This is a genomic window from Thioalkalivibrio sp. XN279 (assembly GCF_011089885.1).
Lineage (GTDB): Bacteria > Pseudomonadota > Gammaproteobacteria > Steroidobacterales > XN24 > XN24.
Genome location: NZ_JAANBD010000027.1, coordinates 132,922 through 158,264, shown reverse-complemented (window position 1 = coordinate 158,264; position 25,343 = coordinate 132,922). Strand labels below are relative to the sequence as shown.

Annotated in this window: 23 protein-coding genes; 11 read left to right on the top strand and 12 right to left on the bottom strand. The window is 68.1% G+C overall.

Annotated features, from left to right (window positions below):
* The first annotated feature begins 14 nt into the window (after positions 1-14).
* The 5 genes from G8346_RS07715 to G8346_RS07695 all read left to right on the top strand — a co-directional run bounded on the left by G8346_RS07715 (position 15) and on the right by G8346_RS07695 (position 6,443).
* Positions 15-905 (top strand): RimK family alpha-L-glutamate ligase, encoded by an 891-nt coding sequence (locus tag G8346_RS07715; RefSeq protein WP_166049884.1) that lies wholly within the window; start codon positions 15-17, stop codon positions 903-905.
* Positions 906-961: 56 nt separating this feature from the next.
* Positions 962-2,401, top strand: a complete 1,440-nt coding sequence (locus G8346_RS07710) for a mechanosensitive ion channel family protein (protein WP_166049882.1) — start codon at positions 962-964, stop codon at positions 2,399-2,401.
* Positions 2,402-2,449: 48 nt separating this feature from the next.
* On the top strand, positions 2,450-3,313 hold the full coding sequence (locus G8346_RS07705; RefSeq protein WP_166049880.1) for a hypothetical protein: 864 nt from the start codon (positions 2,450-2,452) through the stop codon (positions 3,311-3,313).
* 349 nt (positions 3,314-3,662) lie between these two features.
* Entirely contained in the window at positions 3,663-5,789 is a 2,127-nt protein-coding gene (locus tag G8346_RS07700; protein ID WP_166049878.1) for a TonB-dependent receptor, read from the top strand.
* 102 nt (positions 5,790-5,891) lie between these two features.
* A complete protein-coding gene (locus G8346_RS07695; RefSeq protein WP_166049876.1) occupies positions 5,892-6,443 on the top strand; it encodes a hypothetical protein in 552 nt (183 codons plus the stop codon).
* 20 nt (positions 6,444-6,463) lie between these two features.
* On the opposite strand, the gene G8346_RS07690 is transcribed toward G8346_RS07695, so the two are convergent.
* Positions 6,464-7,384 (bottom strand): DUF808 domain-containing protein, encoded by a 921-nt coding sequence (locus G8346_RS07690; RefSeq protein ID WP_166049874.1) that lies wholly within the window; start codon positions 7,382-7,384, stop codon positions 6,464-6,466.
* Between the two features lie 2 nt (positions 7,385-7,386).
* Complete coding sequence (locus G8346_RS07685; RefSeq protein WP_206202641.1) at positions 7,387-8,592, bottom strand: serine hydrolase; 1,206 nt, start codon at positions 8,590-8,592, stop codon at positions 7,387-7,389.
* Between the two features lie 49 nt (positions 8,593-8,641).
* On the opposite strand from G8346_RS07685, the gene G8346_RS07680 reads away from it, so the two are divergent.
* The 4 genes from G8346_RS07680 (at position 8,642) to G8346_RS07665 (ending at position 13,143) form a co-directional block, all read left to right on the top strand.
* The gene (locus G8346_RS07680) at positions 8,642-9,838 is read left to right on the top strand and encodes an alanine--glyoxylate aminotransferase family protein (RefSeq protein ID WP_166049872.1); all 1,197 of its coding nucleotides are present in this window, start codon (positions 8,642-8,644) and stop codon (positions 9,836-9,838) included.
* A gap of 82 nt (positions 9,839-9,920) precedes the next feature.
* Positions 9,921-10,460 carry a menaquinone-dependent protoporphyrinogen IX dehydrogenase gene (gene hemG / locus G8346_RS07675; RefSeq protein WP_166049870.1) on the top strand — a complete coding sequence of 180 codons (540 nt, stop codon included), beginning with the start codon at positions 9,921-9,923 and terminating at the stop codon, positions 10,458-10,460.
* A 4-nt stretch (positions 10,461-10,464) separates the two neighbouring features.
* Complete coding sequence (locus tag G8346_RS07670) at positions 10,465-10,980, top strand: cytochrome b/b6 domain-containing protein (protein WP_166049868.1); 516 nt, start codon at positions 10,465-10,467, stop codon at positions 10,978-10,980.
* A gap of 3 nt (positions 10,981-10,983) precedes the next feature.
* Positions 10,984-13,143: a hypothetical protein gene (locus G8346_RS07665; protein ID WP_166049866.1), complete on the top strand. Its 2,160-nt coding sequence runs from the start codon at positions 10,984-10,986 to the stop codon at positions 13,141-13,143.
* Positions 13,144-13,158: 15 nt separating this feature from the next.
* Here G8346_RS07665 and G8346_RS07660 read toward each other — a convergent pair whose 3' ends face one another.
* The gene (locus tag G8346_RS07660) at positions 13,159-14,220 is read right to left on the bottom strand and encodes an SMP-30/gluconolactonase/LRE family protein (protein ID WP_166049864.1); all 1,062 of its coding nucleotides are present in this window, start codon (positions 14,218-14,220) and stop codon (positions 13,159-13,161) included.
* A 101-nt stretch (positions 14,221-14,321) separates the two neighbouring features.
* Between G8346_RS07660 and G8346_RS07655 the strand changes: the two genes are divergently transcribed.
* A complete protein-coding gene (locus tag G8346_RS07655; RefSeq protein ID WP_166049862.1) occupies positions 14,322-16,163 on the top strand; it encodes a DUF885 family protein in 1,842 nt (613 codons plus the stop codon).
* On the opposite strand, the gene G8346_RS07650 is transcribed toward G8346_RS07655, so the two are convergent.
* Together G8346_RS07650 and G8346_RS07645 are read right to left on the bottom strand one after the other, a co-directional pair.
* The gene (locus tag G8346_RS07650) at positions 16,132-17,490 is read right to left on the bottom strand and encodes an AarF/UbiB family protein (protein ID WP_166049860.1); all 1,359 of its coding nucleotides are present in this window, start codon (positions 17,488-17,490) and stop codon (positions 16,132-16,134) included. The two genes, G8346_RS07655 and G8346_RS07650, sit on opposite strands and share 32 nt — an antisense overlap.
* A gap of 4 nt (positions 17,491-17,494) precedes the next feature.
* Positions 17,495-17,839: a DUF2968 domain-containing protein gene (locus G8346_RS07645; RefSeq protein ID WP_166049859.1), complete on the bottom strand. Its 345-nt coding sequence runs from the start codon at positions 17,837-17,839 to the stop codon at positions 17,495-17,497.
* A gap of 126 nt (positions 17,840-17,965) precedes the next feature.
* On the opposite strand from G8346_RS07645, the gene G8346_RS07640 reads away from it, so the two are divergent.
* Positions 17,966-18,553 carry a membrane-associated protein gene (locus tag G8346_RS07640; protein ID WP_166049857.1) on the top strand — a complete coding sequence of 196 codons (588 nt, stop codon included), beginning with the start codon at positions 17,966-17,968 and terminating at the stop codon, positions 18,551-18,553.
* A gap of 25 nt (positions 18,554-18,578) precedes the next feature.
* Here G8346_RS07640 and G8346_RS07635 read toward each other — a convergent pair whose 3' ends face one another.
* The 7 genes from G8346_RS07635 to G8346_RS07605 all read right to left on the bottom strand — a co-directional run bounded on the left by G8346_RS07635 (position 18,579) and on the right by G8346_RS07605 (position 25,331).
* Positions 18,579-19,043, bottom strand: a complete 465-nt coding sequence (locus G8346_RS07635) for a phosphate-starvation-inducible protein PsiE (RefSeq protein ID WP_166049855.1) — start codon at positions 19,041-19,043, stop codon at positions 18,579-18,581.
* A gap of 69 nt (positions 19,044-19,112) precedes the next feature.
* Entirely contained in the window at positions 19,113-20,747 is a 1,635-nt protein-coding gene (nadB, locus tag G8346_RS07630) for an L-aspartate oxidase (RefSeq protein WP_166049853.1), read from the bottom strand.
* A 2-nt stretch (positions 20,748-20,749) separates the two neighbouring features.
* Complete coding sequence (gene nadA, locus G8346_RS07625; RefSeq protein ID WP_166049851.1) at positions 20,750-21,748, bottom strand: quinolinate synthase NadA; 999 nt, start codon at positions 21,746-21,748, stop codon at positions 20,750-20,752.
* A 136-nt stretch (positions 21,749-21,884) separates the two neighbouring features.
* A complete protein-coding gene (locus tag G8346_RS07620) occupies positions 21,885-22,829 on the bottom strand; it encodes a hypothetical protein (RefSeq protein WP_166049849.1) in 945 nt (314 codons plus the stop codon).
* A gap of 9 nt (positions 22,830-22,838) precedes the next feature.
* Positions 22,839-23,675: an ion transporter gene (locus G8346_RS07615; RefSeq protein ID WP_166049847.1), complete on the bottom strand. Its 837-nt coding sequence runs from the start codon at positions 23,673-23,675 to the stop codon at positions 22,839-22,841.
* A complete protein-coding gene (locus G8346_RS07610) occupies positions 23,672-24,475 on the bottom strand; it encodes a DUF2063 domain-containing protein (RefSeq protein WP_166049845.1) in 804 nt (267 codons plus the stop codon). Before G8346_RS07610 ends, G8346_RS07615 begins: the two co-directional genes overlap by 4 nt.
* Positions 24,468-25,331, bottom strand: coding sequence for a DUF692 domain-containing protein (locus tag G8346_RS07605; RefSeq protein ID WP_240901367.1), 864 nt, complete (start codon positions 25,329-25,331; stop codon positions 24,468-24,470). Before G8346_RS07605 ends, G8346_RS07610 begins: the two co-directional genes overlap by 8 nt.
* Between the last annotated feature and the right edge of the window lie 12 nt (positions 25,332-25,343).

Below are 25,343 nucleotides of genomic sequence, written 5' to 3'. Positions count from 1 at the left end.
GCACTGACTTGCTCATGAACACGACCCCGCCACGCGTCGCCCTGGTCACCTGTACCGCCTATCCCAGTCTCTTCGAAGACGACCTCCTGCTCGCCCGGGCACTCGAAGAGCTCGGCATCAACCCGGTGCCGGCGATCTGGGACGACCCGGCCATCGACTGGACGGCCTTCGACGCGCTGGTAATCCGTACGCCGTGGGACTACTTCGAGCGCGCGGCGGAGTTTCGCGCGTGGCTCGATGCGCGCATCGCCAGCAGGGTGCTGATGTGTAACGCCGGCGACATCCTCGACTGGAACTACGACAAGAACTACCTGCTGGACCTTGAGGCGTGTGGCGTGCCACTGGTGCCGACCATCTTCATCGGCCGCGGCGAGCAGGCCGATGTCGCGGTGGTGGCCCAGTCGCGCGGCTGGGACGAGATCGTGGTGAAGCCGACCGTCTCGGGCGGCGCCTATCGCACGCATCGCTTCCGTGTCGATGACGCGACAGCTTACCAGCAAGAGATCGACGAGACGCTCGCCGACCGGGGGCTGATGGTGCAGCCTTTCCTGCCAGAGATTCTGGACGGCGAGTTGTCGCTGCTGTTCTTCGACGGCATATTCAGCCACGCCGTTCGCAAGCGGCCGAAGCCGGGCGACTACCGGGTGCAATTCCGCTTCGGCGGCACCACCGAGCGCATCGAGGTCGAGCCGGCGCTGGTGGAGCAGGCACGCGCCTGTGCCCTGGCGGCGCCGTCGCTGCCGGTCTATGCGCGCGTCGACGGTGTGGTGAAGGACGGGCAGTTTCTGCTCATGGAGCTCGAGGTCTTCGAGCCGCTGATGTTCCTCGCTCACGACCCGGAGGCGGCGGGGCGTTTCGCCCGCGCGGTGCAGGGCCGGCTGCGTCCCGGTGCGGGCATGGCCTAAGATGTAGTATCGACTCGGTACGGTCATCAACCTCGCGGGCGGACGGACAAGCGCTAATGGACGACAGATGTGTGGCCTGGTGGCGACCGGCCCGACTGACCTGGGCCGCAGTCCTGTGCGTTGCCCTCTTTGCGTTCACCTCGGTTGCGGCCCAACAGCCCGGCCCTGGAGCGGAACAGCCGGTACCGGCCAAAGCACTTGAAGGCAATCCGGAGTCCCCGGGCAAAGTCGAGATCCAACCCGTCGCCAGGGATGACGAGATCAGGCAACGAATAACGGACATTCTCGCGACGACCGGCTGGTTCGGCGCGCCCGAGGTCAGCGTCCAGGACGGCATCGTTTTCCTGCAAGGCACGACACAGAGCGATGACGCCAGGCAATGGGCCGGAGACCTGGCGAAAAACACCGAGGGCGTGGTCGCCGTCGTCAACCAGGTCGAGGTGACCCCGGGCGCGGTTTGGAACTTCGATCCAGCCTTCCAGGTGTTGAACGATTTGGCGCGCAACTTCGTGCGCATGCTGCCGCTGATCGTGGTGGCCGTGGTCGTCACCGCGATTTCCTGGATCCTGGCCCGCTTGACCGTGTATCTCCTGCGTCGCCGGCTGCAAGCGCGCGCTCTCAGCCCGCTGCTGCGCGAAGTCCTCGCCCGGGGCGGCGGCATACTCGTGATGCTTTTCGGCGTCTACCTGGTGCTGCGCATCGCCGGCCTCACGCAGCTCGCGTTCACGGTGGTGGGCGGCACGGGCCTGATCGGCCTGGCGCTGGGCATCGCTTTCCGCGACATCACCGAGAATTTTCTCGCCAGCTTGTTTCTCAGCCTGCAGCAACCGTTTCGGGAGGGCGACCTGGTCGAGGTGGCTGCTGTCACGGGTTACGTCCAGCGACTGACTTCGCGCACCACTGTCCTGCTGACACTCGACGGTAACCAGGTGCAAGTGCCCAATGCGACCGTCTTCAAGAGCACCATCCGCAACTTCACGAGCAATCCCAATCGCCGCGAGGACTTCATCGTCGGGATCGGCTACGAAGATTCCATCTCCCATGCCCAGGACATCGTCCTGAAAGTGCTCGCTGAGCACCCGGTCGTCCTGGCTGAGCCGGAGCCCCTGGTGCTCGTAGAGAACCTTGGATCGTCCACCGTCAACCTGCGGGTTTATTTCTGGCTCGATGGCACCCGGCACAGCTGGGCGAAAGTGAAGTCGTCCGTCATTCGGCTGGTCAAGCGGGCCTTCCAGGACGAGGGAATCTCCCTCCCGGACGAGGCGCGCGAGGTCACCTTCCCTTACGGGGTGCCGGTGCGCATGATCGAAAGCGAGGGGCCTGCCGAGGCGGCAGTCGCAGCCGCGGCGAAGCCGAGCGCCGAGCCCGAAACCGTTGCGACCCGAGCCGAAGCGGGCCTGCAGAGCGAGGCCGGGGACATCAAGGAGCAGGCGCGCAAATCCTGGACGCCCGGGGAGAACCTCCTGACCCCCGCGCCGTCCAAGGATCCCAGTTGAAGTCGCGTTATGGAGCGGCTGCGTGAACAGCCTCGCCGAGGTCAGCGTGTGGGGCCGCATCTAGCCGGGTTGCTGCTCGCAGTGGCCGCGCCTGGGCTGGCGCTTGGCGCCCCCGGCGCGACGCTTGAGTTCGAGTTCACCCGTGGCGCGCTCGCCACTGCGGACTTCGGCGACGCGCGCCTGAGCGGCAGCGAGAACCGTCTTGCGGTCCGCGGCCCGGCGATCCCGGCGGGCGAGGGCCAGTTCCGCTGGGCGCTGGACTACGCCTACCAGCGCTACGAGTATTCCGGACTGCCGACCCGCAACCGCGACCTGCACCGGGTGGAGGTCCCGCTCACCTGGCGCGGCTTGGCGCCGACGGCCTGGGAGGCCGAGTTCAGGCCGGTCGTGGCGACCTCGTCCAACGTCTTCAAGGAGCTCTGGTCGCGCGGCAGTTCGGATGACTTCATGTGGCACGGTCGGGTGCTGCGCCAGCGTGAGCCCCAGGGCGCGCGCTGGGGCTGGCGCGCGGGCATCGCTTACGACGACGCCTTCGGCGCTGAGCAGGCCTACCCGCTATTCGCGCTGCTGCGAGAGCACCACGGCATGCGGATGGAACTCGGCTGGCCGGTGACGCGGGCCATGCTCGAGGTGGGCCGCGGCTTCGCCGTGGGCGGGGAGGTGGCGCCTGCCGGGGCCCGCTGGCACGTGGTCAGCGACGAACGCGACGAAGCCGCCTTCGACTACGAGGTGCGGGCGTGGCGGGCTGGTGCGACGCTGCGCTGGGAATCCTCGGGCGGGCTCTTCCTCACCACGCGAGCCGGGCTCGAGTTCGAGCGCCGCCACCGGCTCGAAGATGACACGGGCGCAACGGTGAACCGTGCGGTTGGAGAGGCGGGATTCTTCGAACTGGCGGCAGGGCATCGCTGGTAATTTCTCCCCGCGCCGGCGGCTCGCGAGTTGCCGTGCCACGGGTCGCAGGATCAGTTCGCCGAACCGATGGATGTCAGCGTGCGGACGGTGCAGCGACTTGAGCGAGAACTGTAGTCTCGACCTGTTCTCGTGTGCGATGAAAAAGCGCCACATCTACACGCTGTTGTTCTCCAGCTTGTGGATCGGCGCCCGAGCGGACCTGCAGCTGCCGGGGGGAGCGCGGCGAAGTGGGGGCGAGCTTGCCCATTGACGCTCTGCCGCCCTGAACCGGGAGTAGTGGTTTTCCCTATTGCAAGACGAAATACGAATCATTAGTATTCGCGCGTCATTCGCAAAGGGGACCCATCCCATGCTCTCGAACAAATCTCTCGCCGCCGGCCTGGCGCTGGTGCTGTGCTCGCCTGCAGTGCTCGCCGATGAAAACAACAAGGAACGCGCCGCGGACCTTGCACCGCTCGAAGTGTCGGGCAGCCAGCGCATGGATCCCCTGCTGCCGGACAACCTGCCGTCCGTCGAGGAGGGCATGGTCTTTGCGGGGAAAAAGACCACGGCAATCGACCTGGAAACGCAGCCGACCTTCGTCGAGCCCAACCTGCGCCTGATGTTCGCGCGCTTGCCGGGCCTGTTCGTGTCGGAGCAGAAAATCCCCAGCATCTTCAACGTGAACTATCGTGGCCTGGGCAATCCGCACGAGTCGGAGTTCGTGGCCTTCTTCCAGAATTCCGTGCCCCTGGCGGCGGATCTCTTCGGTTACCCGACGATCTACTACCTGCCGCCGGCACAGCGCATCGAGCGGGTGGAGTTCGTGCGCGGCGGTTCCGGCCTGCTGTACGGGCCGCAGATCGGTCCGACCATCAACTTCGTGACTTTCCGCGCCGACGCGCAGGCCGAGTTCGGAGCGTCCACCGAGCACGGCTTCGGCACCGACGGCTTCTACAGCACGTTCAACCAGGCGAACTGGGGCGACGGCACCTGGGGACTTTTGGCGAGCTACGATCATCGCCAGGCCGACGGGCCGCGCCTGAATGAGGACTACGACGTCGATGCCGGGTACTTCGGCGTCTCCTACGAAGGCATCGAGGACGTTCGCATCGGCTTCGATCTCGATCTCTACCAGTCGGACTCGGGCGAGGCAGGGCGGCTGACTTCGGCGGAATTCGCGACCAACCGCGACCTGACCAAGACGCCGTTCAACCGGGTGGAAATCGACCGGCTCATGGCCACCCTCAGCTACGACCATAAGCTCAGCGAGGATGCGACGCTGAATGGCCGGCTCTGGCATTCCTACCAGGACCGCTTCAGCCGGCGCTCGTCCGCCTTCATCGATCCCGCCGACGAGCCCGCCACGACCAACATCGACCAGCAGGAATTCAAGACCCTCGGCCTTGACCTGCGCTACGCGCGCGGCTGGGGTGAGGACCATGTCCTGACGGTCGGCACGACGGCCTATCGCACGGACAGCCCGCGTACCCGGCACGTCAGCTCGGACATCCGCTCGAATGCGCAGCTTGCCGAGGACCTGTTGTACGACCAGGACCGGGTGATCACGTACAACGCCGTGTTCCTCGAGAACCTGTTCCGCTTCGGCAACCTGAGCCTGGCGCCGGCGATGCGCTTCGAGCGCGTCAACTACGACCTGTTCGAGAACGTGAAACAGCCCAGCCTGTCGCGCGATCCGATCGACGTGGACAAGACGGAGAACGAGTTCCTGTTCGGCCTCGGCGGCATGTACCGTCTGGGCGACGTCACGGAGCTGTACGCGAACATTTCGGAGTCCTACCGGCCGCAGCGCTTCGACGACCTGGCCAACCCGAGTTCCGAGCTGGCGGCGGAAAACGGGCCTGATATTTCCACCGCCATGAACTACGAGCTCGGCCTGCGCACCAGCCCGGTCACCGGCCTGGTGCTGGACGTCAGCGTGTTCCGCATCGAGTTCGAAGACAAGATCGAGCAGATCCAGGTCAACGTCAGCGACGTGCTGCGGGTCAACAGCGGCGATTCCCGCCACCAGGGCCTGGAGTTCAGCGCCGAGTACGATTTCTTCGCTCTCGGCAACTCACCCAGCCACCTGGTCGGCTTCATCAACGGCTCGCTGCTGGATGCCGAGATCACCCGCAGCGTGACCCCCGACCTGGTGGGCAATACGCCGGCCTTTGCGCCTGAGTACCTGTTCCGGACGGGCCTGATGTACTACAACGACCGCCTGAAGCTCACGCTGACCGCGACCCTGGTGGATGAGCAGTACTGGCAGGATTCCAACCTGCCGCGAGGCACGGGCGACGCCCAGATCGACGCCGTGGTGCCGGCCTACGAGGTCCTGGACCTGACCGGCGAGTACCGCCTGAACAGGTCGTGGACACTGTACGGCGGCATCAACAACCTGCTTGACGAGGACTATTACAGCCGCGTCCGCAGCGACGGCATCGAGCCCGCGGCCGAACGTATGTTCTACGCCGGCTTCCGCTTCGAGATTTAGGCCTTGTAACAGAAGATGCCGCGGGACGGGGCTCCGCTCGTCCCGCGGCATTACTTCAGCGTAGACTCGGGTGCCTGGGTGATTGACTGAAGGCCTCCTGCATTGTCGACAGCGAAATTCCAACAGGCACAGTTGGCTGTCACATCAGGCGTCTTCGCGCTGGTTGTACTTCATCTCGGTTGGGAGTTGATGCGCGGCGGCGTCGTCAGCCACCATTTCCTTGCCCGTGCCGACATGCCGTCGATCTCGAATTGGTGGGGCCTGGTCCTGGTGCCGGCGCTGGCGTGGTTCGTGGCCGGCCGAGTCCTGGGTCGGGGAACCCACAACGAGCTTGGCGACGGCTTGATCCCCGCGAACATCCGCCGCGCGCTGCCGGCATTTTGCGGCGCGCTGGTCTACGGCGGCATCTTTGCCCTGTCGTTCGCTTTCGCCTTCGGTGTCGAGCGTTACCTGGTTCTCGCGCCCTTCGCGATCGGTGTGGTGCTGCCGATCTATCGCGGTGAGTACATCCTTGGGTTCGTGCTCGGGATGATGTTCACTTTCGGCGGCATCCTGCCGATGTTTTTTGCCGCCGTCTTCGCGACGTTCTCTTGGCTGGCCCGCACGCTTTCTCGTTCCGCCATGCGGCTGGCCGGGCGCTTCAAGCGAGGTTGACCGTCTCGGTAGCCGAAAGGCTAGGCATCGGCATGAGGCGCGCGCAGTCGTCGGACGGCAGTCACCACCAGCAGTACCACCGCCCCGGCCGTAATACCCACCACCGCGTTGAACAGCGCCGGCGCCAGGAACCCTGCGCCGCCGAGGACGTTGGCCATGACGTGCGCCCACTGCGCCAGCGGCCCGATGCCGTGCACGATGATGCCGCCGCCGACGAGGAACATGGCGGCGGTACCGGCGATGGACAGGCCCTTCATCAACCACGGCGCCAGGCGAATGATGCCGTGCCCCGCCGCTGTCGCGACCCTCGAGCCTTCCTTGCGCGACAGGTACAGGCCGACGTCGTCCAGCTTCACGATCGCCGCCACCAGGCCGTAGACGCCGACCGTCATCAACAGCGCGATGGTCACCATCACGGCGACGCGCGTGCCGAAGGCGGCGTCGGCGACGATGCCGAGCGAGATCACGATGATCTCGGCCGAGAGAATGAAGTCGGTGCGGATGGCGCCCTTGATCTTCTGTCGCTCCAGCGCCACGAGATCAATGTTTGGATCGGCCAGGGCGCGCACCAGCACTTCACGCTCGGCCTGGTCCTCCGACGGCCGGTGCAGGAACTTGTGCGCCACCTTCTCGAAGCCCTCGTAGCAGAGGAACAGCCCGCCGAGCATCAGCAGCGGCGTCACGGCCCAGGGCGCCACTGCACTGATCGCCAGCGCGGCGGGCACGAGGATCGCCTTGTTCAGCAGCGAGCCCTTGGCCACGGCCCACACCACGGGCAGCTCGCGCGCAGCGCGGATCCCGGTCAGCTGCTGCGCGTTCAGCGCCAGGTCGTCGCCCAGCACGCCGGCAGTTTTCTTGGTCGCGACCTTGCTCAGCACCGCCACGTCGTCGAGGACCGTGGCGATGTCGTCCAGCAGCGCGAGCAGGCTGGCGCCGGCCATGCCTAGGTGCCGGATTCGGCGTCGATGGCGGCGGCGATCTCGTACGCCAGCTGTACCTGCGCGGCGCGGCGTTCCTGTTCACGCGGTCCCGGCCATGCAGCCGAGATCGCGATCACGAGGCGGCGAGCAGGATCGACATGGATGAACTGGCCGAAGATGCCGCGCGCCTGGAAAGTGCCGTCGCCCAGCGGCCACCACTGGTAGCCGTAGCCGCCGGGGACACCGGTGTCGGCCTGGGTGCTGGTCGCCGCGTCCAGCCAGCCATCGGGCAGGATGGACGCGCCGTCGATACGGGCACCGTCGAGGATGAACTGGCCGAAGCGGGCATAGTCGCGCAGCGTTGCCTGCAGGCAGCAGCCGCCCTGCTCGTTGCCGACGTGGTCCACCAGCCAGGTCGCGTCCCGCGCCATGCCGTAGGGCTGCCAGATCTTTTCCGCCAGGTACTCGGCCAGCGGCTTGCCGGTCGCCTTCATCACGAGCAGGCCGGCGAGGTTGGTCTCCGGCGTCTTGTAGCGCCATTGCGTGCCGGGGGCGAACTCGCGCGGCTGGTGGCGCATGAAGCCGACCGAGGCGTCGATGCCGGGCGCCGGCGGCTCGCGGTACAGGCGGCGGATGTCGGAGTCCGGATCGGCGTAGTCCTCGTTGAAGGCCACGCCCGAGGTCATGGTGAGCAGCTGGCGCACGGTCACGCCGTCGTAGGCCGTGCCCTCCAGTTCGTCGATGTAGCGCGTGATCTCCGTGTCCAGGCTCTCGATGTGACCGTCGCGGATGGCGGCTCCGACCAGGGTCGAAGTGATGCTCTTGGCCACCGAGAACGACGTCCAGCGATCGTCGGGCGACTGGCCGAGGCCGTAGCGCTCCAGGCGCACCGTGCCGTCGTGGACCACGATCAGTCCGGCGACGTATTCGTCGGCGATGAAGCCGGCCAGCCGATCGGCCTGCGCACCGCCGGCTTCGAAGGCTGCCAACGGTGCGCCGGCCGGCAGTGGCGCGGGCGTCGCGCCGCGGCTCACGACGCGGGCCGGGAACAGCGCCTCCATGGCGCGAAAGCCGCTCTTCTTCTGCTCCAGGTCCCAGGTGAAGACCTCGGTGCCGCGGGTGTTGACGGGCTCCATGGCGGTGCGCAGCGCGGCATCGTCGGCCGTGGCGGGCAGGGCGAGGAGGGTGGTGGCCGCGAACAGCACGGCGGCGTGGCGGTAGGTATTCATGGGCGGCATTATACTGCCCGCATTACTCGATCGATGGAGCCTGAGCAGGATGCAGTTCAAGACCTTCCAGCCGCCGCACCGGACCCTGATGGGGCCGGGTCCCTCCGACGTCCACCCGCGCGTCCTCGAGGCGCTGGGGCGGCCGACCATCGGGCACCTCGACCCGCAGTTCGTGGCGATGATGGACGAGCTCAAGCAGCTCCTGCAGTACGCCTTCCGTACCACCAACCCGCTGACCATTCCCGTCTCCGGGCCGGGCTCGGCCGGCATGGAGGCGGCCTTCGTCAACCTGGTGGAGCCGGGCGACACCGTGATCGTGTGCATCAACGGCGTGTTCGGCGGGCGCATGAAAGAGAACGTGGAGCGCTGCGGCGCCACCGCCGTCATGGTCGAGGACCCGTGGGGCCACCCCGTGGACGTCGACAAGGTTGAACTGGCGCTGAAGGCGCACCCGGAGGCGAGCGTGCTGGCCTTTGTGCATGCCGAGACCTCGACCGGCGCGCGCTCGGACGCCGAGACGCTGTGCCGCCTGGCGCACGAATACGGCTGCCTGGTGATCATGGATGCCGTGACGTCCCTGGGCGGCATCCCGGTGGAGATCGACGCCTGGGGCGTGGACGCCGTGTACTCGGGCTCGCAGAAGTGCCTGTCCTGTACCCCGGGCCTCTCGCCCGTGAGCTTTTCGCCACGCGCGGTAGAGCGCATCCGCAGCCGCACGCACAAGGTGCAGAGCTGGTTCCTCGACCTCAACCTGGTGATGGGCTACTGGGGCGGTGGCGACGCCACGCCGAAGCGCGCCTACCATCACACCGCGCCGATCAACGCGCTCTACGGCCTGCACGAATCGCTGGTGATGCTGGCGGAGGAGGGCCTGGAGGCGAGCTGGGCGCGCCACCGGCGCATGCACGAGGCCCTTGCTGCTGGCATCGAGGCCATGGGGCTGGAGTTGATCGTCGCGGCGCCCTGGCGGCTGCCGCAGCTCAACGCCGTGCGCGTGCCCGTCGGCGTGGACGAGGCGGCCGTACGCCAGCGGCTGCTGGCCGAGTTCGACTTGGAGATCGGCGGCGGTCTCGGCGCGCTCGCGGGCAAGGCCTGGCGCATCGGCCTGATGGGCTACGCCGCGCGGCCGGACAACGTGCGCCTGTGCCTGCGCGCGCTCGGTACGGCGCTGGCGGGCGTCGAGGGCGTGAACGCCGCAGCGGGCGTGGAGTCCGCGGAAGGCATGCTGGGTCGCGCCGCCGCCTGAGCGGCGGTCGTGGAACATACGGGCGAGCAGGGCGGGCCGATCCGCTAGAATTGGCGCCAGTCACGCCCCAGGATGGACAGCGATGCCCAGGATTCTCCAGCTCTATTCCGGCGTCTACGGCCACACCCGCCGCATCAGCGACCGCATCAAGGCCACGCTCGAGGCGCGCGGCCTGGACGTGGAGCTGCTGCCCGTGGCGGAGGCCGCGGACCCGGCCGCTTACGACGCCGTGCTGATCGGCGCGGCCATCCGCAACGGCAAGCACAACCCGGCGGTGATGGAGTTCATCGCGCGCCACAAGGCTGCGCTGGAGGCGAAGCCCAGCGCCTTCTTCTCGGTCAACCTGGTGGCGCGCAAGCCGCACAAGAACACGCCCGAGACCAACCCCTACACCAAGGCCTTCGTCGCCAAGAGTCCGTGGCAGCCGAAGCTGCTGGGCGTGTTCGGCGGGGATCTCGACTACCAGCGCTACAGCGCCTTCGACCGCAACGTCATCCGCTTCATCATGTGGCTGACCAAGGGGCCGACCGACCCGCAGACCAAGGCCGAATACACCAACTGGGAAGAGGTGGAGCGATTCGCCGAGCGCTTCGCCGACCTGGCGGGCGCGGCGGCGCGCTGAGCCAATGAGCACGGCGGGCGGGCAGGGCAGCCGGCGCCAGCATCTATGGCTCGCGCTGCTGGCGGCCTGGCTGGCGCTGACCAGCCCCTGGGTGCACATGCTGCGCCGCATCCCGCGCAACGCCGGCTGGCTCGACTACGCCCACCTCGGCCTCGGCCTGCTGGCGACCGTGCTGGCGCTGACCTACCTCGTCGCCTGTTTTCGCGGCGGCGGCTGGCGTGTTTATCTCCCCTGGCTCTCGGGGCGCATGGCGCCAGTGACGCGGGAACTGCGCGGCCTGTTCCGCGGCGAGTTGCCGACCGCCGAGGGCGGCGGCCTGTTCGCGCTCATCGAGGGCCTGTTGCTGCTCGCCATGCTCGCGGCCGGGCTCACCGGCGTGGCCTGGCTGGCGCTGGCCGGCACGCCCGAGGCGGTGGCCTGGCGCGGCTACCACATCCTCGCGGCGCAGGGCATGATTGCGCTCTTGGTGCTGCATGTGATCACCGTGTCGTTGCACCTGCTCGATTTCATCAGGGAGTAATTGATGGCGAATAACAACACCGATGCCGGCAGCACGCACGCCTGGCGCTTCTTCCGTTGCGGCGGTTTCGACCAGGTCGCGATCGAGACGGGCGAGGACCTGCGCCACCTGTCCGAGCTCGACCCCAAGCTCTGGACCGCGCTGAGCTGCCCCACCACCGGCCTGGAATTCGACGCCCGCACCCTGGCGCTGCTCGATACCGACGGTGACGGCCAGATTCGCGTGCCCGAGATCGTGGCCGCGGTGGACTGGGCCTGCCGCATGGTGAAGGACCCGCAGGCGCTGTTCGGCGACGGCGCGCTCCCGGTCGAGGCCATCGACGACAGTCATGAAGAGGGCGCCGTCCTCAAGGCCGCGGCGACGCAAATCCTCGGCTACCTGGGCAAATCGGACGTCGGCGCGCTGTCGGTGCCGGACTTCGCCGACATGACGAAGATGTTCTCCCCCGAGCATGTCAACGGCGACGGCGTGGTGCCTGCCGGCGTTGCGGGCGACGAGGGGCTGGCGCAGGTCATCGGGGACATCATCGCTACCCAGGGCGGCGTGCCGGATCGCAGCGGCGAACCGGGCATCACGGCCGAGACCCTGGAAGCATTCTTCACTGAGGCCGAGGCGGTGCTGGCATGGCGCCACCGGGCTGCCGAGTCCGCCGAACTCATCCTGCCGCTGGGCGATGCCACGGCCGGGGCGGCAGAGGCCTTCGAGGCAGTGCGCGCCAAGGTCGATGACTACTTCGCCCGCTGTCGCCTCGCGGCCTTCGACCCGCGTGCCGCAGAGGGCCTGAACGCGCCGGTGGCCGTCTACGGCATGCTCGGGGAGCGCGTGATCGGTGTCGGCGATGCCGAGGTCGCGGCGCTGCCGCTGGCGGAAATCGTTGCCGACAAGCCCCTGCCGCTGGCCGAGGGCATGAACCCGGCGTGGGCGGAACACCTCGCCCAGTTGCACGACGAGGTCGTGCAACCGCTGCTCGGCGCGCGCGAGACGCTGACCCTGGAGGCGTGGCTTGAGCTGTCCGCCAGGTTCGACGCCTACCGCGCCTGGATGGCGGACCGGCCCGCTACGGCCGTGCACGACATCGAGCTGGCGCAGCTCGAGACGATCGTGGCCGACGACACCCGCACGCGCCTTGCTGCGCTGATCGAGCGCGATCTCAGGGCGGAGGCGTCCGCAGCGAACATTGATGCCGTAGAACGGCTGGTGCGTTACCAGCGCGACCTGGTCACGCTGCTGCGTAATTTCGTCACGTTGAGCGAGTTCTACGGCGGCGAAAAGAAGGCCATCTTCCAGGCCGGCACGCTGTACCTCGACCAGCGCAGCTGCGAACTCGTCATGCGTGTCTCCGACATGGCCAAGCACGCCAGCCTGGCGCCGTTCAGCGGCTGCTACCTCGTCTATTGCAGCTGCGTGCGTGCCGGCGCCGGCCCCATCGAGATCGTCGCGGCGCTGACCGGCGGCGAGGTCGACGAGCTCATGGTGCCGGGGCGCAACGGCATGTTCTGCGATCGCGAGGGGGTCGACTGGAAGGCGACCGTGGTGAAGGTCGTCGAGCAACCGGTCAGCATTCGCCAGGCCTTCTGGTCGCCCTACCGGCGCGTCGGCGCGATGATCGAGAACCAGCTGCGCAAGTTCGCCGCCTCGCGCGACAAGGACATGGAAAACAAGGCGGCGGCCAATGTCGCCGGTGCCGCCGTCAAGGCCGAGGGCGGGCAGGCCGCTGCGCCGCCTTTCGACATCGCCAAGTTCGCGGGTATTTTCGCCGCCATCGGCCTCGCCGTGGGCGCCATCGGCACCGCCCTCGCGGCCGCCATTGCCGGCCTGTTCAGCCTGGCATGGTGGCAGCTGCCGCTGGTCCTGGTCGCGATGGTGGCGATCATCTCGGGGCCGTCCATGCTGCTGGCCTGGCTCACGCTCAGGCGGCGCAACCTCGGTCCGCTGCTGGACGCCAATGGCTGGGCGGTGAACGCTCGGGCAAGGATCAACCTGCCTTTCGGCGAGTCCCTGACCGGCCTGGCGGAGCTGCCTGCGGGGTCGAAGCGATCCCTGCATGATCCCTTCGCCGACCGGAAGCGGCCGTGGAAGACCTGGCTGTTACTCGTCGCGCTGGTCGTGCTGCTGCTGGTGTTGTGGCGCCAGGGCGTGTTCGCGGGCCTCTTCGGCGGCTGACGATCAAAGGCGCTTTCAGGGGGCCGGCAACTTGTAGACGCCGAAGGCGTCCTGCGTGAGGCTGCCGAGGTAGAGGCGGCCGCCGGCTTCCGTCACGCTGGTCACCGGGGCGAAGCTGCCCGGGCTGTCGTGCTGCAGGTTATGCAGCACCTCGCCGTCCAGCGACAGGCCGAGCACGAAGGCGTGTGGCGCCGGCTGGGGCTGCAGGAACTGTGGCAGGCGGTAGACGAGTTTCCGCAGCCAGGGTGAACCGGCAAGCGCGTCGAGGGCGGGATTGCGTACCGTGAACAGCGCCAGCCAGTAAGTGTCGCGCCCATTGCTGGAGAGGCCGTCCGGGATGCCGGGCAGGTTGTCGAAGAACACCTCGTGCGTGCCGGCGCGGTCGCCGGCCAGCCAGTAGCGCAACACGTTGTAGCTGCCGGTCTGCGCCACCAGCACCGAGCGCCCGTCCGGCGCCAGCGCCACCCCGTTGGCGAACTGCAGGCCGTCCAGCAGCACCGTGACCCGGCCCGTCGCCGGGTCGTACTTCATCAGGCGCCCATTGCCGCCGTGCTCGAGGATGTCGTCGCGCGCCTTCATGGCGGGGCCGAACTTCCACGAGGCGTCGGTGAAATAGATCGTGCCGTCGGCGGCGATATCCAGGTCGTTGGTGAAGCCGAAGGGCAGTCCGTCGGCCTCGGTGGCGAGCACCTCGATGGTCCCGTCGGACTTGATTCGCAACAGCCCCTGGTAGCCGTCGCAGACGACCAGGCGGCCCTCGCCGTCGAACTCCAGTCCGAGCGGCCGCCCGCCCGTCTGGGCGAACAGCCGGGGTGCGCCCTGGCCGGGGACGAAGCGGACGATACGACCGTCCTCGTAGCCGACGTAGACGGTGCCGTTCGCGGTCACGGCAACGTCCTCGGGCCCGGCGCCGACGCCACGGCCCACGCGCCGCACCTCTGCGAGGCGGTCGTTCGGCGCATATGGTCCCTCGAGCGCCGGCGCGGGTGGTGGTTCCCAGGCCACGGGCTCGATCGGCACGGGTGAGAAGGCCAGCCAGACCAGCGTGGCGATGATCAATGCCACCAGGATCTTCATACGTTGCTCCTTGCCGCCGGCGGCGCCCGGCGCGGCCCGACATTGAACCAGAAGCGCCGGTCACGCAACATGTGCCGCTTGTGCCGTCCTGGGGGTGGAGCATGAAGCGCGTTTTCAAGTGGCTCGGTGGCGGGCTGGCTGTGCTGGTGGCGGCTGGCGCCGTGCTGGTCGGGCACACCATCTGGTTCAAGCCGCTGCAGATCGACTGGTTCTTCGACCGCGTCATGCTCGAGTTCGCCCTCGACGACCCGCAGCTGCTGAGCAGCCTCGGCATGCTCGACGGCATCGGGCTGCGCGGCCACAACGCGAAGCTCAGCGACGGCTCCGAGGAGCGCGAGCTCAGGCTCATGGAGCGTGCCCGGGAAAATCTCGCCACGCTGCGCAGCTACGACCGCGACAGCCTCGAACTCCAGCAGCAGCTCAGCTACGACGCCATGGAACGCTTCCTGGAGATGGCCGTCGAGGGCGAGCGCTGGCGCCACCACGACTACCCGCTGAACCAGATGTTCGGAGTGCAGAACGGCCTGCCGAGCTTCATGGCGACCACCCACCGCGTGCCCGACCGCAAGGGCGCCGAGCACTACATCGCCCGGCTCTCGCAGTTCGGGCGCCGTCTCGACCAGGCGCTGGAGGGCGTGCAGCGCCGCGAGGCCGAGGGCGTCGTGCCGCCGACCTTCGTGGTGGAGAAAGTGCTCGACGAGATGCGCGGCTTCGTCGGCACCGAGCCACGCGAGAACATTCTCTACACCGCGCTGGAAGGGCACCTGGCAACGCTGGTCGAGCGCGCCGAACTTGCGGCCGCGGAGCGGGATTCCCTGCTGGCGCAAGCCGCAGCGCAGATCCGCGACACGGTCTATCCCGCCTACGGCCGCCTGATTGCCTACTACGACGAGGTGCTGCCGCGGACACAGGGCAACCACGGCGTGTGGGCGCTGCCGGACGGCGACGCGTTCTACCAGTACCGCATCCGCATGATGACCACCACCGACCTTGACGCGGCCGAGATCCATGCCTACGGCCTCGCCGAGGTGGCGCGCATCGGCGCGGAGATGGACGCCATCCTGCGCGCGCAGGGCTACACCGAAGGCAGCATCGGTGAGCGGCTGCTGGCGCTGCGGCGGGCGCCCGGGCAGCTGTACGATGATTCCGATGCGGGTCGTGCGCAGATCATCGCCGACTACCAGGCGATCATCGACGAGATCGACACGGGGTTGGGCGGGGTTTTCAACCTGCGGCCGGACACCGGGGTGAAGGTCGAGCGGGTCCCGGAGTTTCGCGAGATCGGCGCCCCGGGCGCCTACTACCAGCGACCCTCGCTCGACGGCGCGCGGCCCGGGGTGTTCTACATCAACCTGCGCGATGTGAACGAGGCGCCGCGCTTCGGCATGCGCACCCTGGCGTACCACGAGGCGATCCCGGGACACCACTTCCAGCTCGCCATCGCCCAGCAGCTCAGCGACCTGCCGATTTTCCGGCGCATGATCCCTTTCATCGCCTACACGGAAGGCTGGGCGCTGTATGCGGAGCAGCTCGCGTGGGAGCTGGGCTTCCAGGAAGACCCGCTGGACAACCTCGGCCGGCTGCAGGCGGAAATGTTTCGCGCCGTCAGGCTGGTGGTGGACACCGGCCTGCATGCCAAGCGCTGGACCCGCGAGGAAGCGATCGACTACATGCGCGAGCACACCGGCATGGGCGAGAAGGAAGTCGTCGCCGAGATCGAGCGCTACCTGGTGATGCCGGGGCAGGCGCTGGCGTACAAGATCGGAATGCGCAAGATCCTGGAGCTGCGCGCGCGAGCGCAGGCGGCGCTGGGGGACGACTTCAAGCTGGCCGAGTTCCACGACATCATGCTGGCCAACGGCGCTTTGCCGCTGGAGTTGCTGGAGGACCAGGTCGACGCCTGGCTCGAGCTCAGGCGGCCAGCTCGCGCAGCGCTGCACTGAGCGCGGCCGGCAGGCGCTCGCGCAGGCGTTCCGGTCGTGCCAGCTGGGCGGCGATGAGCCGGGTGGCGAAGGGGCGCGCGGACTCGACGATGTCGATGTCGGGGTAAATGGCGCGCGCCACGCCCTCGACCGTCACCAGCGCCTTCACCAGCAGGCCGTAGCCCGAGGGGATCGGGATGCGGAAGTCCGCCAGCATCTCGAGGAAGCCGAGCGCGAAACCGCGCACGTCGGCCCGCCCGGGCGCCGACAGGGTCCGCTGCATCAGCTCGACGACCCGTGCCCGCACCGCTGCCTCCTGGTGCTGCGGAATCTCAAGCCCCAGCTCGCGCGAGTAGCGCAGGGCGCGGTCGGCATCGCCGTAGACGGTCGCCACCAGCACCTGCGCGATGGCGATGCGCTGGCTCGGCGTGGTGCGCCCCACGATGCCGAAGTCCAGGTAGCAGATCCGGCCGTCCGGCGTGACGAAGAGGTTGGCCGGGTGCAGGTCGGCGTGGTAGCGGCCGTGCACCAGCACCTGGCGCATGAACACTTCCGCGCCGTGGGCCGCCAGGCCGCGGGCGTCGATGCCCGCGCGTTCGGCCTCGCCGAGGTCGTTCAGGCGCCAGCCCTCGACGAACTCGGTGACGAGGATCCGGCGCGTGGTGAGCGGCCACACCACGCGCGGCACCACGACGCGCGCATCGTCGGAGAAATCCCGGGCGAAGCGGTCCGCCACGCGGCCCTCGTTGCGCAGGTCGAGCTCGCTGGCGAGGGTGTGCTCGAACTCTTCCAGCAGCGCCGCCGGGCGCCAGCGCGCCAGGCGGGAGAGCTTTTCCAGTCGCGCCGCCCAGCGTCGGGCGACTGCAAGGTCGGCCTCGATGGAAGCCTCCACGCCGGGGCGCACCACCTTCACCGCCAGCGGCGTGCCGGCCGGCAGCAGCGCGCCCTGCACCGGGCGATAGTCGCGCGCCAGCTCGGCGCGATGGACCTGCGCGATCGAGGCCGTGGCGACGGGCTCGGCGCGGAACTCCGCGAACAGGTCTTGTACCGGCCGCCCGAGTTCGTGCCTGACGATGGCTTCGATGTCCTCAGCCGGCACTGCCGGCACGCGGTCCTGCAGCTGCTCCATTTCGAACACCGTCTCGGGCGCGAACACATCGGGCCGCACGGAGGCCAGCTGCCCCAGCTTGATGAAGGCCGGGCCGAGCGCTTCGCAGGCGAGCCGGGCGTGGCGGGCGAAGATGGCGCGGCGCGCATGCCCGCGCACGAGACCGAGGCGTGCTTCGACGACGGCCCGCGACAGGCGCCCGAGGGCGACCGCTGCGATGGTCCGGCCGCGCGAGGCCACTGGGTCAGTCCCCCTTCTGCGCCACCAGGGCGTCGATGGAGGCCTGCAGCGACTCGATGCGACCGCGCAGCTCGGCGAGCTCGAACCGCACGGCATCGACCTGCGCTGCCAGCGCCGCATCTTCGCCCCGCGTGGCGTGACCCTGGTCGCCCTGCTGCGCCAGCTCCTGCTTGAGGCGCTCCTTCTCGCTCTCGACGAGGGCGGCGAGGCCGTCGACGAAGGCATCAGGCCCGGCCTCGGCATCGCCCGGAGACTGCGCGCGACCACGCGCAATGGCGGCCTTCCAGCCCTCGTCGGCGCTCTCGTGGAGCAAGGCCCATGCGGCAAGGAATCGCACGAAGTCGGTCATCGGCATGCATCCATGGCGGCCCGTTACGGCTTCAGTATAGCCAGCCATGGGCCCGGCGGCTTGGGCCCCGGAGCCCCGGATGTTAGCTTAGTTGCCGGCCATGCGGCCGGCAGCGGCGCGGGACGGATGCTCGATATCCCGGAGTGGTTCAAGATCGCCTACACGGTGCTGGTGCTGGCGTTCATCGTCATCTACTGGCCGCGGCACGGGCCGGCCAACTTCCTGTGGTTCTCGGATATCGCCTTCATCGGGGCGGTGCCGGCGATGTGGCTGGAGAGCGCCTTGCTCTCGGGGGTGCTGGCCTGCATGGTGCTTCTGCCCGAGGTGCTGTGGAACGTCGACTATGCCTTGCGCCTTGTGCTGCGCCGGCGCATCACCGGCCTGACCGAGTACATGTTCGATCCCTTCATACCGCGCTGGCTGCGCGCCGTGTCGCTGTTCCACGTGCCGCTGCCGCTGGTGCTGGTCTGGCTGGTGGCCGCCTACGGCTACCCGCCTGAATCGCTGCTCTGGTCGGCCGCCTGCGGCGCGCTGGTACTCGGCCTCAGCCGGCTCTTGAGCAGCAAGGAGAAGAACATCAACTGGGTGTTCGGACCGGCCATGGTGCAGCACCGGATGCCGCCGGCCGCTTACCTGCTGTTGCTCTACCTGTGCTTCCTGTTGCTGGTCTTCGTGCCCACGCACCTGCTGCTGCTGCGCTGGTTCCCGGGCTGAGGGTCGAGGGTTCAGGGCTCGGGGTTCAGCGCTCGACGTCGACAGGCGCCGCCTGCCTGCGCCCCTGGGCGCTGCTCTGGAAGCGATGCGTGCCGTAACGCAGCAGCAGCACCGCGACGGCAAGGATCAGCACGGCGCCGGTCGTCACCATGATGCGTGACTCGCTCAGGTCCTCCGCGCTGATGAGCTTCCGGGTCATGACGGTGATGGTGATGTAGAGCAGGAACTCGACCGGCAGCTCGTCGGTGCGGAAGTAGATCCCCACCATGGCGCCGAGTTCGAGATAGATGAACAGCAGCAGGATGTCGTGCAGGCTGGCGTGCCGCGCCGCCACCATGTCGAGCACGAAGTCCGCGGCGGAGAAGACGATCGCCGCGCCGATGATGAACAGCGCGAGCAGCTCGAAAGTCTCCACCAGCTTATCCCCGATGCGCTCGGCGACGTTCTTGGTGTGTGCCTCGGCTTGCTCGGCTTTTTCCAGTTTCCCCATGTCGATTCCCCTGGCCTTGTTTGCGCCGAGACTAGCGCAAAAGAGGCCGGAAGTGGGGCCAGGAGCGGCTCAGGCGACGGCGCGGGGGTCGACCAGCACGGCCGGCGCACGTGACTGCAGCATGGTCGACATGGCGTGCGGACCGGCGTCCGGGTGGTCGCGGTTGTAGTGCGCACCGCGGCTCTCGCCGCGCAGCAGCGCGCTGCGCGTCACCAGCAGCCCGACGCAGGCCAGGTTGCGCAGCTCGAGCAGTTGCGGGGCGGGGCCGTGCGTGCGGAACAGGCCCTCGGCCCGCGACAGCATGACCTCCAGTCGCGCCGCCGCGGCGGCGAGGCCGTTGTCGCTGCGCACGATGCCGACCTCCCGCGCCAGCAGGCGGCGGACACCGGCCCCCAGCTGGCGGGCCTCGTGCGCGACCCTGGCGTCGAGCGCCGGGGTCACGGCATGCAGCGCGGTCCGCCCCTGCGCGTCTTCCAGGGCCGTGCCGCGGGGCACGTCGGCGAGGATCGCGGCCGCAGCCGCTTCGCCGTATACCAGGCCTTCCAGCAGCGAGTTGCTGGCGAGGCGGTTGGCGCCGTGCAGGCCAGTCCAGGCCGTCTCGCCGATGGCATACAGTCCCGCCACGTCGGTCTGCCCGGCGCCGCCAGTGACCACGCCGCCACAGGTGTAGTGCGCGGCCGGCGAGACGGGGATGGGCTCGCGCGTGATGTCGAGGCCGAGCGCAAGACAGTGCTGGTAGGTGTTGGGGAAGTGACTGCGGATGAAGTCCGGCCCCTTGTGGCTGATGTCCAGCAGGACGAACTCCAGCTTGTGCGCAGCCATCTCGGCGTGGATCGCCCGCGCGACGATGTCGCGCGGCGCCAGCTCGCCGCGCGCGTCGTAACGGTGCATGAAGCGCTCGCCGTCGGGGAGCATCAGGCGGCCGCCTTCGCCGCGCACGGCCTCGGTCACCAGCCAGCCCTCGGCGGCCGGATGGCGCAGCGCCGTGGGATGAAACTGCACCATCTCCATGTCGGCCACGCGGCAGCCGGCGCGCCAGGCCAGCGCGATGCCGTCGCCCACCGGCCGCGAGCGGTTGGTAGACACCGGGTAGATCCCCGAGGCCCCGCCGGTGGCCAGCACGACGTGGTCTGCATGCAACGTCCTGAGCAGCCCGTGCTGCATCTCGAGCGCACGCACGCCGCGGCAGCTGCGCCCGCTGGTGCCCGCCGGGTCGTCCTCGACCAGCAGTTCCACCGCCGCGTGTGCGCCGAGCAGCGTGATGCGCGGGTGCGCGCGCAGGCGACGGGTCAGCGCCAGCATCACTGCGCGCCCCGTGGTGTCGGCTGCATGCACCACGCGCCGCCGGCTGTGCGCGCCTTCCTGCGTGAGGTCGAGGGCATCGCCGTCGCGGTCGAAAGCGACGCCCTGCGCCAGCAGCCATTCGATGGCGGCCGGCGCGCGCTCCACCACGCCGCGCACCGTGGCTTCGCGGCACAGCTCGCCGCCGGCGTCCAGCGTGTCGGCCATGTGCAGGGCAGGGGAGTCGTCCGGACCGATGGCGGCGGCGATACCGCCCATGGCCTGGTTGCTGGCGGAATCCTCCAGCGGGTGGCGTGCCAGCACGGTGACGTGGCGCCCGGCGTCAGCGAGGCGCAGCGCGACCGAGGCCCCGGCGACGCCGGCGCCGATGACGATCACGTCGCTGACGGTGCGCGCGCTCATGCTCATGCCACCTCGAGCATGGCCTCGACGGCCTTGCGGGCGCGGCGCGAGACTTCGGGGTCGATGACGATCTCGTGGGTGCGGGTCTGCAGGGAACGCAGGATCTTCGGCAGCGTGATGCGCTTCATGTGCGGGCACAGGTTGCAGGGCCGCACGAAGTCCACCTCGGGATGCTCGACGGCCACGTTGTCGCTCATGGAGCACTCGGTGATCATCACCACGCGCTCGGGGCGATGATCGCCGACCCAGTCGATCATGCCCTTGGTCGAGCCGACGAAGTCGGCTTCGTCGAGCACGTCGGGCGGGCACTCCGGATGGGCGATGATACTGATGCGGTCGAACTGCTTGCGATAGTCGCGCAGCTCGGCGCCGGTAAAGCGCTCGTGCACCTCGCATGCGCCTTCCCAGAGGATCAGCTCGACGTCGGTCTGGCTGGCCACGTAGCGGCCCAGGTACTGGTCCGGCAGGAAGATGACGCGGTCCACGCCCAGCGACTCGACGATGCGCACCGCGTTGCCGGAGGTGCAGCAAATGTCAGACTCGGCCTTCACGTCGGCGCTGGTGTTGACGTAGGTCACTACCGGCACGCCGGGGTGCTGGGCCTTCAGTCGACGTACGTCTTCCCCGGTGATGGAGTCCGCGAGGGAGCAGCCGGCCCGGAGGTCGGGGATCAGCACGGTCTTGTCGGGGCAGAGGATCTTCGAGGTCTCCGCCATGAAGTGCACGCCGCACTGCACGATGACGTCGGCATCGGTCTTGGCCGCTTCGCGCGCCAGCCCCAGCGAGTCGCCCGTGTAGTCGGCCACGCCGTGGAAGATCTCGGGCGTCTGGTAGTTGTGCACCAGGAGCACGGCGTTCATGCGGCGCTTGAGCTCGTTGATGGCGGCGATGTACGGCGCATGCACGCCCCACTCCGCTTCCGGGATCACGTGCCGGAGGCGGTCGTAAATCGGCTGCACCTGGCGCGCAACCTCGGGCGTGTAGCTGAGCTCTATCGTCATTTATTTATACTCAAAAAGAGTAAAACTGGTCTGTAAAAAAAGCCCGATACGCAAGGGCGAGACTTATGCTACGCCTGAGCATATCGATTGTCCAGTGTTTACAACACCTTTGGGGGGTCAGACCCCGTTAGGGGCATCAGCGGCCGCGCGGGCTGAGTGCGCCGACGCCCGGGGCACGGCGCTCGCGCAGGACCTCGCGGCGGAAACGGAACAACTCGGCCGGGCGGCCGCCGGTGCGGGTGTCGATGCGCCCGGTCTTCTCAACCAGGCCGCCACGCTCCACCAGCCGACGGAAGTTCTGTGTGTGCAGGCGCAGGCCGGCCAGCGCCTCCACGACGCGTTGCAGCTGGGCGAGGGTGAACTGGTCCTCGATCAGTTCGAACACCAGCGGACGGTAGCGCAGCTTGCCGCGCAGCCGCGCCAGGCCGGTCGCCAGGATGCGCCGATGGTCGTGGGCCATGGGCTTGCCGAACAGCCGGGCAGAGGCGGGTGGCTCCCGACCCTTGTCCACCCACGACTCGTATGTCAGCCCAGCGCCGTAGAGCAATTCGTAACGCTCCAGGACGCGGTAGCCGTCCCAGCCGGCGCCGCCGAGGCCGAAGCAGATTTCGGTGCGTTCGGCGCGGCGTTCCCGTTCGGCCCCGGATCGGGCCTGGCGCGCCCAGGCATCGAGTGCTTGCCCGATGTCGTCCAGCACGGACGGACGCTCGTTTCTCCAGTCCTCCCAGGGCAGGAACCCATAGCAACCCACCCAGTGTCCGCCGGCGGCCTCCGCCGGCAGGTCCTGGGTCAGCGCCAGGTAGGCGACGGACAGCATGCGCGGCCCGCCCGCCCGTTCGCGCGGGTCGCGGCCCTCATCGCCGAAGGTGTAGAGCTGCTCGACGTAGCCGAGCTCCCGACCGGTCTGGTGGCGCACCCAACCGCGCAGGCCGAGCTCCAGCGTGCGGTCACTCTCCGGGTCGAGCGCACCCGACGGCAACATCGGCAGCTCGGACGCGTCGGTCACGGTGAGGACGCGTGGCTCGTCCTCCCGCACCGAGACGATCACTGCATTCAGTCCGACGGTAATGTCGCGGCTCATGTGTCGCGCTCAATCTCGCTCGAGTTCTTCGCCGCAGGTGCGGCAATAGCGCGCGTCCGTCTCGTGGCCCCTCTGGCCGCAGGACTTGCACGTGGCCTTGCTGCGCTCACGGCGGGTGGCTTGGGTGTACTCGGAGAAATAGATGCCCATCGGCACCGCGATGATGCCGTAGCCGAGAATCATCGTGATCGTCGCGATGAACTTGCCCAGCGGTGTCAGCGGCGTGATGTCGCCGTAACCCACGGTGGTCAGCGTCACGATGCCCCAGTACATGCTCATGGGGATACTGGTGAACCCGGCCTCGGGCCCTTCGATGAAATGCATCAGGGTGGCGAATATCACCACCAGCGTGACCACTGCATAGATGAAGATCAGGGTCTTGCGCCAGCTGCTCTTGAGCACTTCAAGCAGGATGTTGGCGTCGGTGACGTAGTTGGCCATGTGCATGACGCGGAACAGGCGCAGGATGCGCAGGATCCGAAGCACCAGCATCGGGCCCGCACCGGTGAACAGCAGGCCGAGGTAGGTCGGGAGGATCGACAGCAGGTCGACGATGCCGAAGAAGCTGGTGGCGTAGTGCGCCGGTCTGCGCACGCAGTAGAGCCGGAGCACGTACTCGGCGGTGAACGCGATGGTGAAAACCCACTCTATGAGATAGAGCGTGCGTCCATGCCGGGAATTCACGCCTTCCACGGTAGTCAGCATCACCACCGTGACGCTCACCAGGATGGCGGCGATCAGCAGGACGTCGAACGCCATGCCGGCGGGCGTGTCCGAGCGGAAAATTACGCTGAACAGCTTCTGCCGCAGTGGTCCCGCGCCGGCCTGGTGCGTGGCGCGAGTCATTGCCCCGTTTCCCTGCCGGTCGGGTCAGGGCAGGGCGCCACGCCGATGATCACGTCGCGCTCGCGCAGCCCGGAGAGAATTTCCAGTCCCGCGCTGATGACGGCCTCCGGCCCGGGGCGCCCCAGTTCGGCGGCGATCTGCAGCAGGCAGTCGCGACCGCTGCGACGTGCGTCGGGTGGCACGTCGAGCAGCTCGAGCAGGCGTGCGGTGACCATGTTGATCTCGATGAAGCCGACTTCGTCGCGGCGATCGCGATACACCAGCAGCCTGGTCGGCTCGGCGGGCGGCTCGGCGGGCTGGTAATCGGGCGAGATCCTGTGCACCGGCCAAGTGTAGGCCAGCGACGACGCCAGCGGCGACAGCACCGGGCAGCCCTTGAGCAGGTCTCCCGCAGGGTCCAGCGCACCATCGTCTATTTCGCGCTCGTCGATGCCCAGGGCGAGCTCCACCCACTCGTAGTGCGCGAGCTCGAGCATGAAGGGCGGGTCCCCTGCCGCGGCTGAACGCTCGTGTTGCAGGTAGGCCAGGAACTCCTGCGGCAGCTCGAGGAACAGCGGCGTCTGCGCACGGTGATGGCGCAGCCAGTCCCGCACCATGGCGCTCCAGGCGTCTTCGCCGAGGATCCGCTTCAGCACGGGGAAGCTGCGGCCGAGGAGGTCGCGCAGGTTGTTGTAGAACAGCTCGCGGTAGATCTTCATGCGCCGGTCTTCGATGCCCGCCGGTGCCGGCGCGTTGTCCGGGTCGCGTATGTGGGCCGCGAACTCGAATTGCAGCCGCTGCAGCTTCTCGCGCTCAGACATGTTGCGCCGGCTCGTGCCTGGCCTGCAGGCTGCGAATGATCTCGAGCTCGCGCCGCAGCACGGGCATGGGCGGGATGTTGAAGTCGCGCTCCAGCAGCGTGGGGATCACGCCGAAGCGCCGGTAGGTCTCGTCGAGCAGAGCCCACACCGGATCCGACACCGGGGCGCCGTGCGTGTCTACGCGCAGGTCCTCCGCCTCGACGTAGTGGCCGGCGACATGCAGGTAGACCACCCGCTCGCCCGGGATCGCGGCGAGAAATTCCTCCGGCTCGTAGCCGTGGTTGATGGCGTTGACGTAGACGTTGTTGACGTCCAGCAGCAGCCCGCAATCAGCCTCTTCCAGCACGGCCTTGAGAAACTGGATCTCCTTCATCTCCCTGCCAGGCGCGGCATAGTAGGAGACGTTTTCCACCGCGATGGGGCGCTCGAGAATCTCGCTCGCCTGGCGGATGCGTCCAGCGACGTGCCGCACCGCTTCCGCGGTGAAGGGGATGGGCATGAGATCGTAGAGCTGGCCGTCGTCCCCGGTGTAGGACAGGTGCTCGGTGTAATAACGGATTCCGTGCAGGTCCATGAACTGCCGCGCCCGCGCAAGGAAATCCACGTCCAGCGGCGCCTGCCCGCCGAGGGAAAGCGACAGGCCGTGCATGACGAAGGGGAAACGATCCGCGAACCAGCAGAACTTGCGCCCCAGCGTCCCGCCGACGCCGATCCAGTTCTCGGGCGCCACTTCCATGAAGTCGACGTCCCAGGGCGGTTCGGCCATGAGTTCGTCCATCATGCTGCGCCTGAGGCCCAGGCCGACGCCGCTTACGGGGTGGTTGTCCATCGTTACTGCCTGTCTGTCCTTTGTCATTCCCTGCGCGTC

Coding starts and splice junctions, on each gene's coding strand:
- G8346_RS07700 (WP_166049878.1), top strand. CDS start 3,663: ATGCTCTCGAACAAATCTCTCGCCGCCGGCCTGGCGCTGGTGCTGTGC.
- nadB (WP_166049853.1), bottom strand. CDS start 20,747: ATGAGCGCGCGCACCGTCAGCGACGTGATCGTCATCGGCGCCGGCGTC.
- G8346_RS07615 (WP_166049847.1), bottom strand. CDS start 23,675: ATGACTCGCGCCACGCACCAGGCCGGCGCGGGACCACTGCGGCAGAAG.
- G8346_RS07715 (WP_166049884.1), top strand. CDS start 15: ATGAACACGACCCCGCCACGCGTCGCCCTGGTCACCTGTACCGCCTAT.
- G8346_RS07620 (WP_166049849.1), bottom strand. CDS start 22,829: ATGAGCCGCGACATTACCGTCGGACTGAATGCAGTGATCGTCTCGGTG.
- G8346_RS07655 (WP_166049862.1), top strand. CDS start 14,322: ATGAAGCGCGTTTTCAAGTGGCTCGGTGGCGGGCTGGCTGTGCTGGTG.
- G8346_RS07645 (WP_166049859.1), bottom strand. CDS start 17,839: ATGACCGACTTCGTGCGATTCCTTGCCGCATGGGCCTTGCTCCACGAG.
- G8346_RS07710 (WP_166049882.1), top strand. CDS start 962: ATGGACGACAGATGTGTGGCCTGGTGGCGACCGGCCCGACTGACCTGG.
- G8346_RS07605 (WP_240901367.1), bottom strand. CDS start 25,331: ATGACAAAGGACAGACAGGCAGTAACGATGGACAACCACCCCGTAAGC.
- nadA (WP_166049851.1), bottom strand. CDS start 21,748: ATGACGATAGAGCTCAGCTACACGCCCGAGGTTGCGCGCCAGGTGCAG.
- G8346_RS07680 (WP_166049872.1), top strand. CDS start 8,642: ATGCAGTTCAAGACCTTCCAGCCGCCGCACCGGACCCTGATGGGGCCG.
- G8346_RS07610 (WP_166049845.1), bottom strand. CDS start 24,475: ATGTCTGAGCGCGAGAAGCTGCAGCGGCTGCAATTCGAGTTCGCGGCC.
- G8346_RS07690 (WP_166049874.1), bottom strand. CDS start 7,384: ATGGCCGGCGCCAGCCTGCTCGCGCTGCTGGACGACATCGCCACGGTC.
- G8346_RS07670 (WP_166049868.1), top strand. CDS start 10,465: ATGAGCACGGCGGGCGGGCAGGGCAGCCGGCGCCAGCATCTATGGCTC.
- G8346_RS07660 (WP_166049864.1), bottom strand. CDS start 14,220: ATGAAGATCCTGGTGGCATTGATCATCGCCACGCTGGTCTGGCTGGCC.
- G8346_RS07635 (WP_166049855.1), bottom strand. CDS start 19,043: ATGGGGAAACTGGAAAAAGCCGAGCAAGCCGAGGCACACACCAAGAAC.
- G8346_RS07665 (WP_166049866.1), top strand. CDS start 10,984: ATGGCGAATAACAACACCGATGCCGGCAGCACGCACGCCTGGCGCTTC.
- G8346_RS07685 (WP_206202641.1), bottom strand. CDS start 8,592: ATGAATACCTACCGCCACGCCGCCGTGCTGTTCGCGGCCACCACCCTC.
- G8346_RS07640 (WP_166049857.1), top strand. CDS start 17,966: ATGCTCGATATCCCGGAGTGGTTCAAGATCGCCTACACGGTGCTGGTG.
- hemG (WP_166049870.1), top strand. CDS start 9,921: ATGCCCAGGATTCTCCAGCTCTATTCCGGCGTCTACGGCCACACCCGC.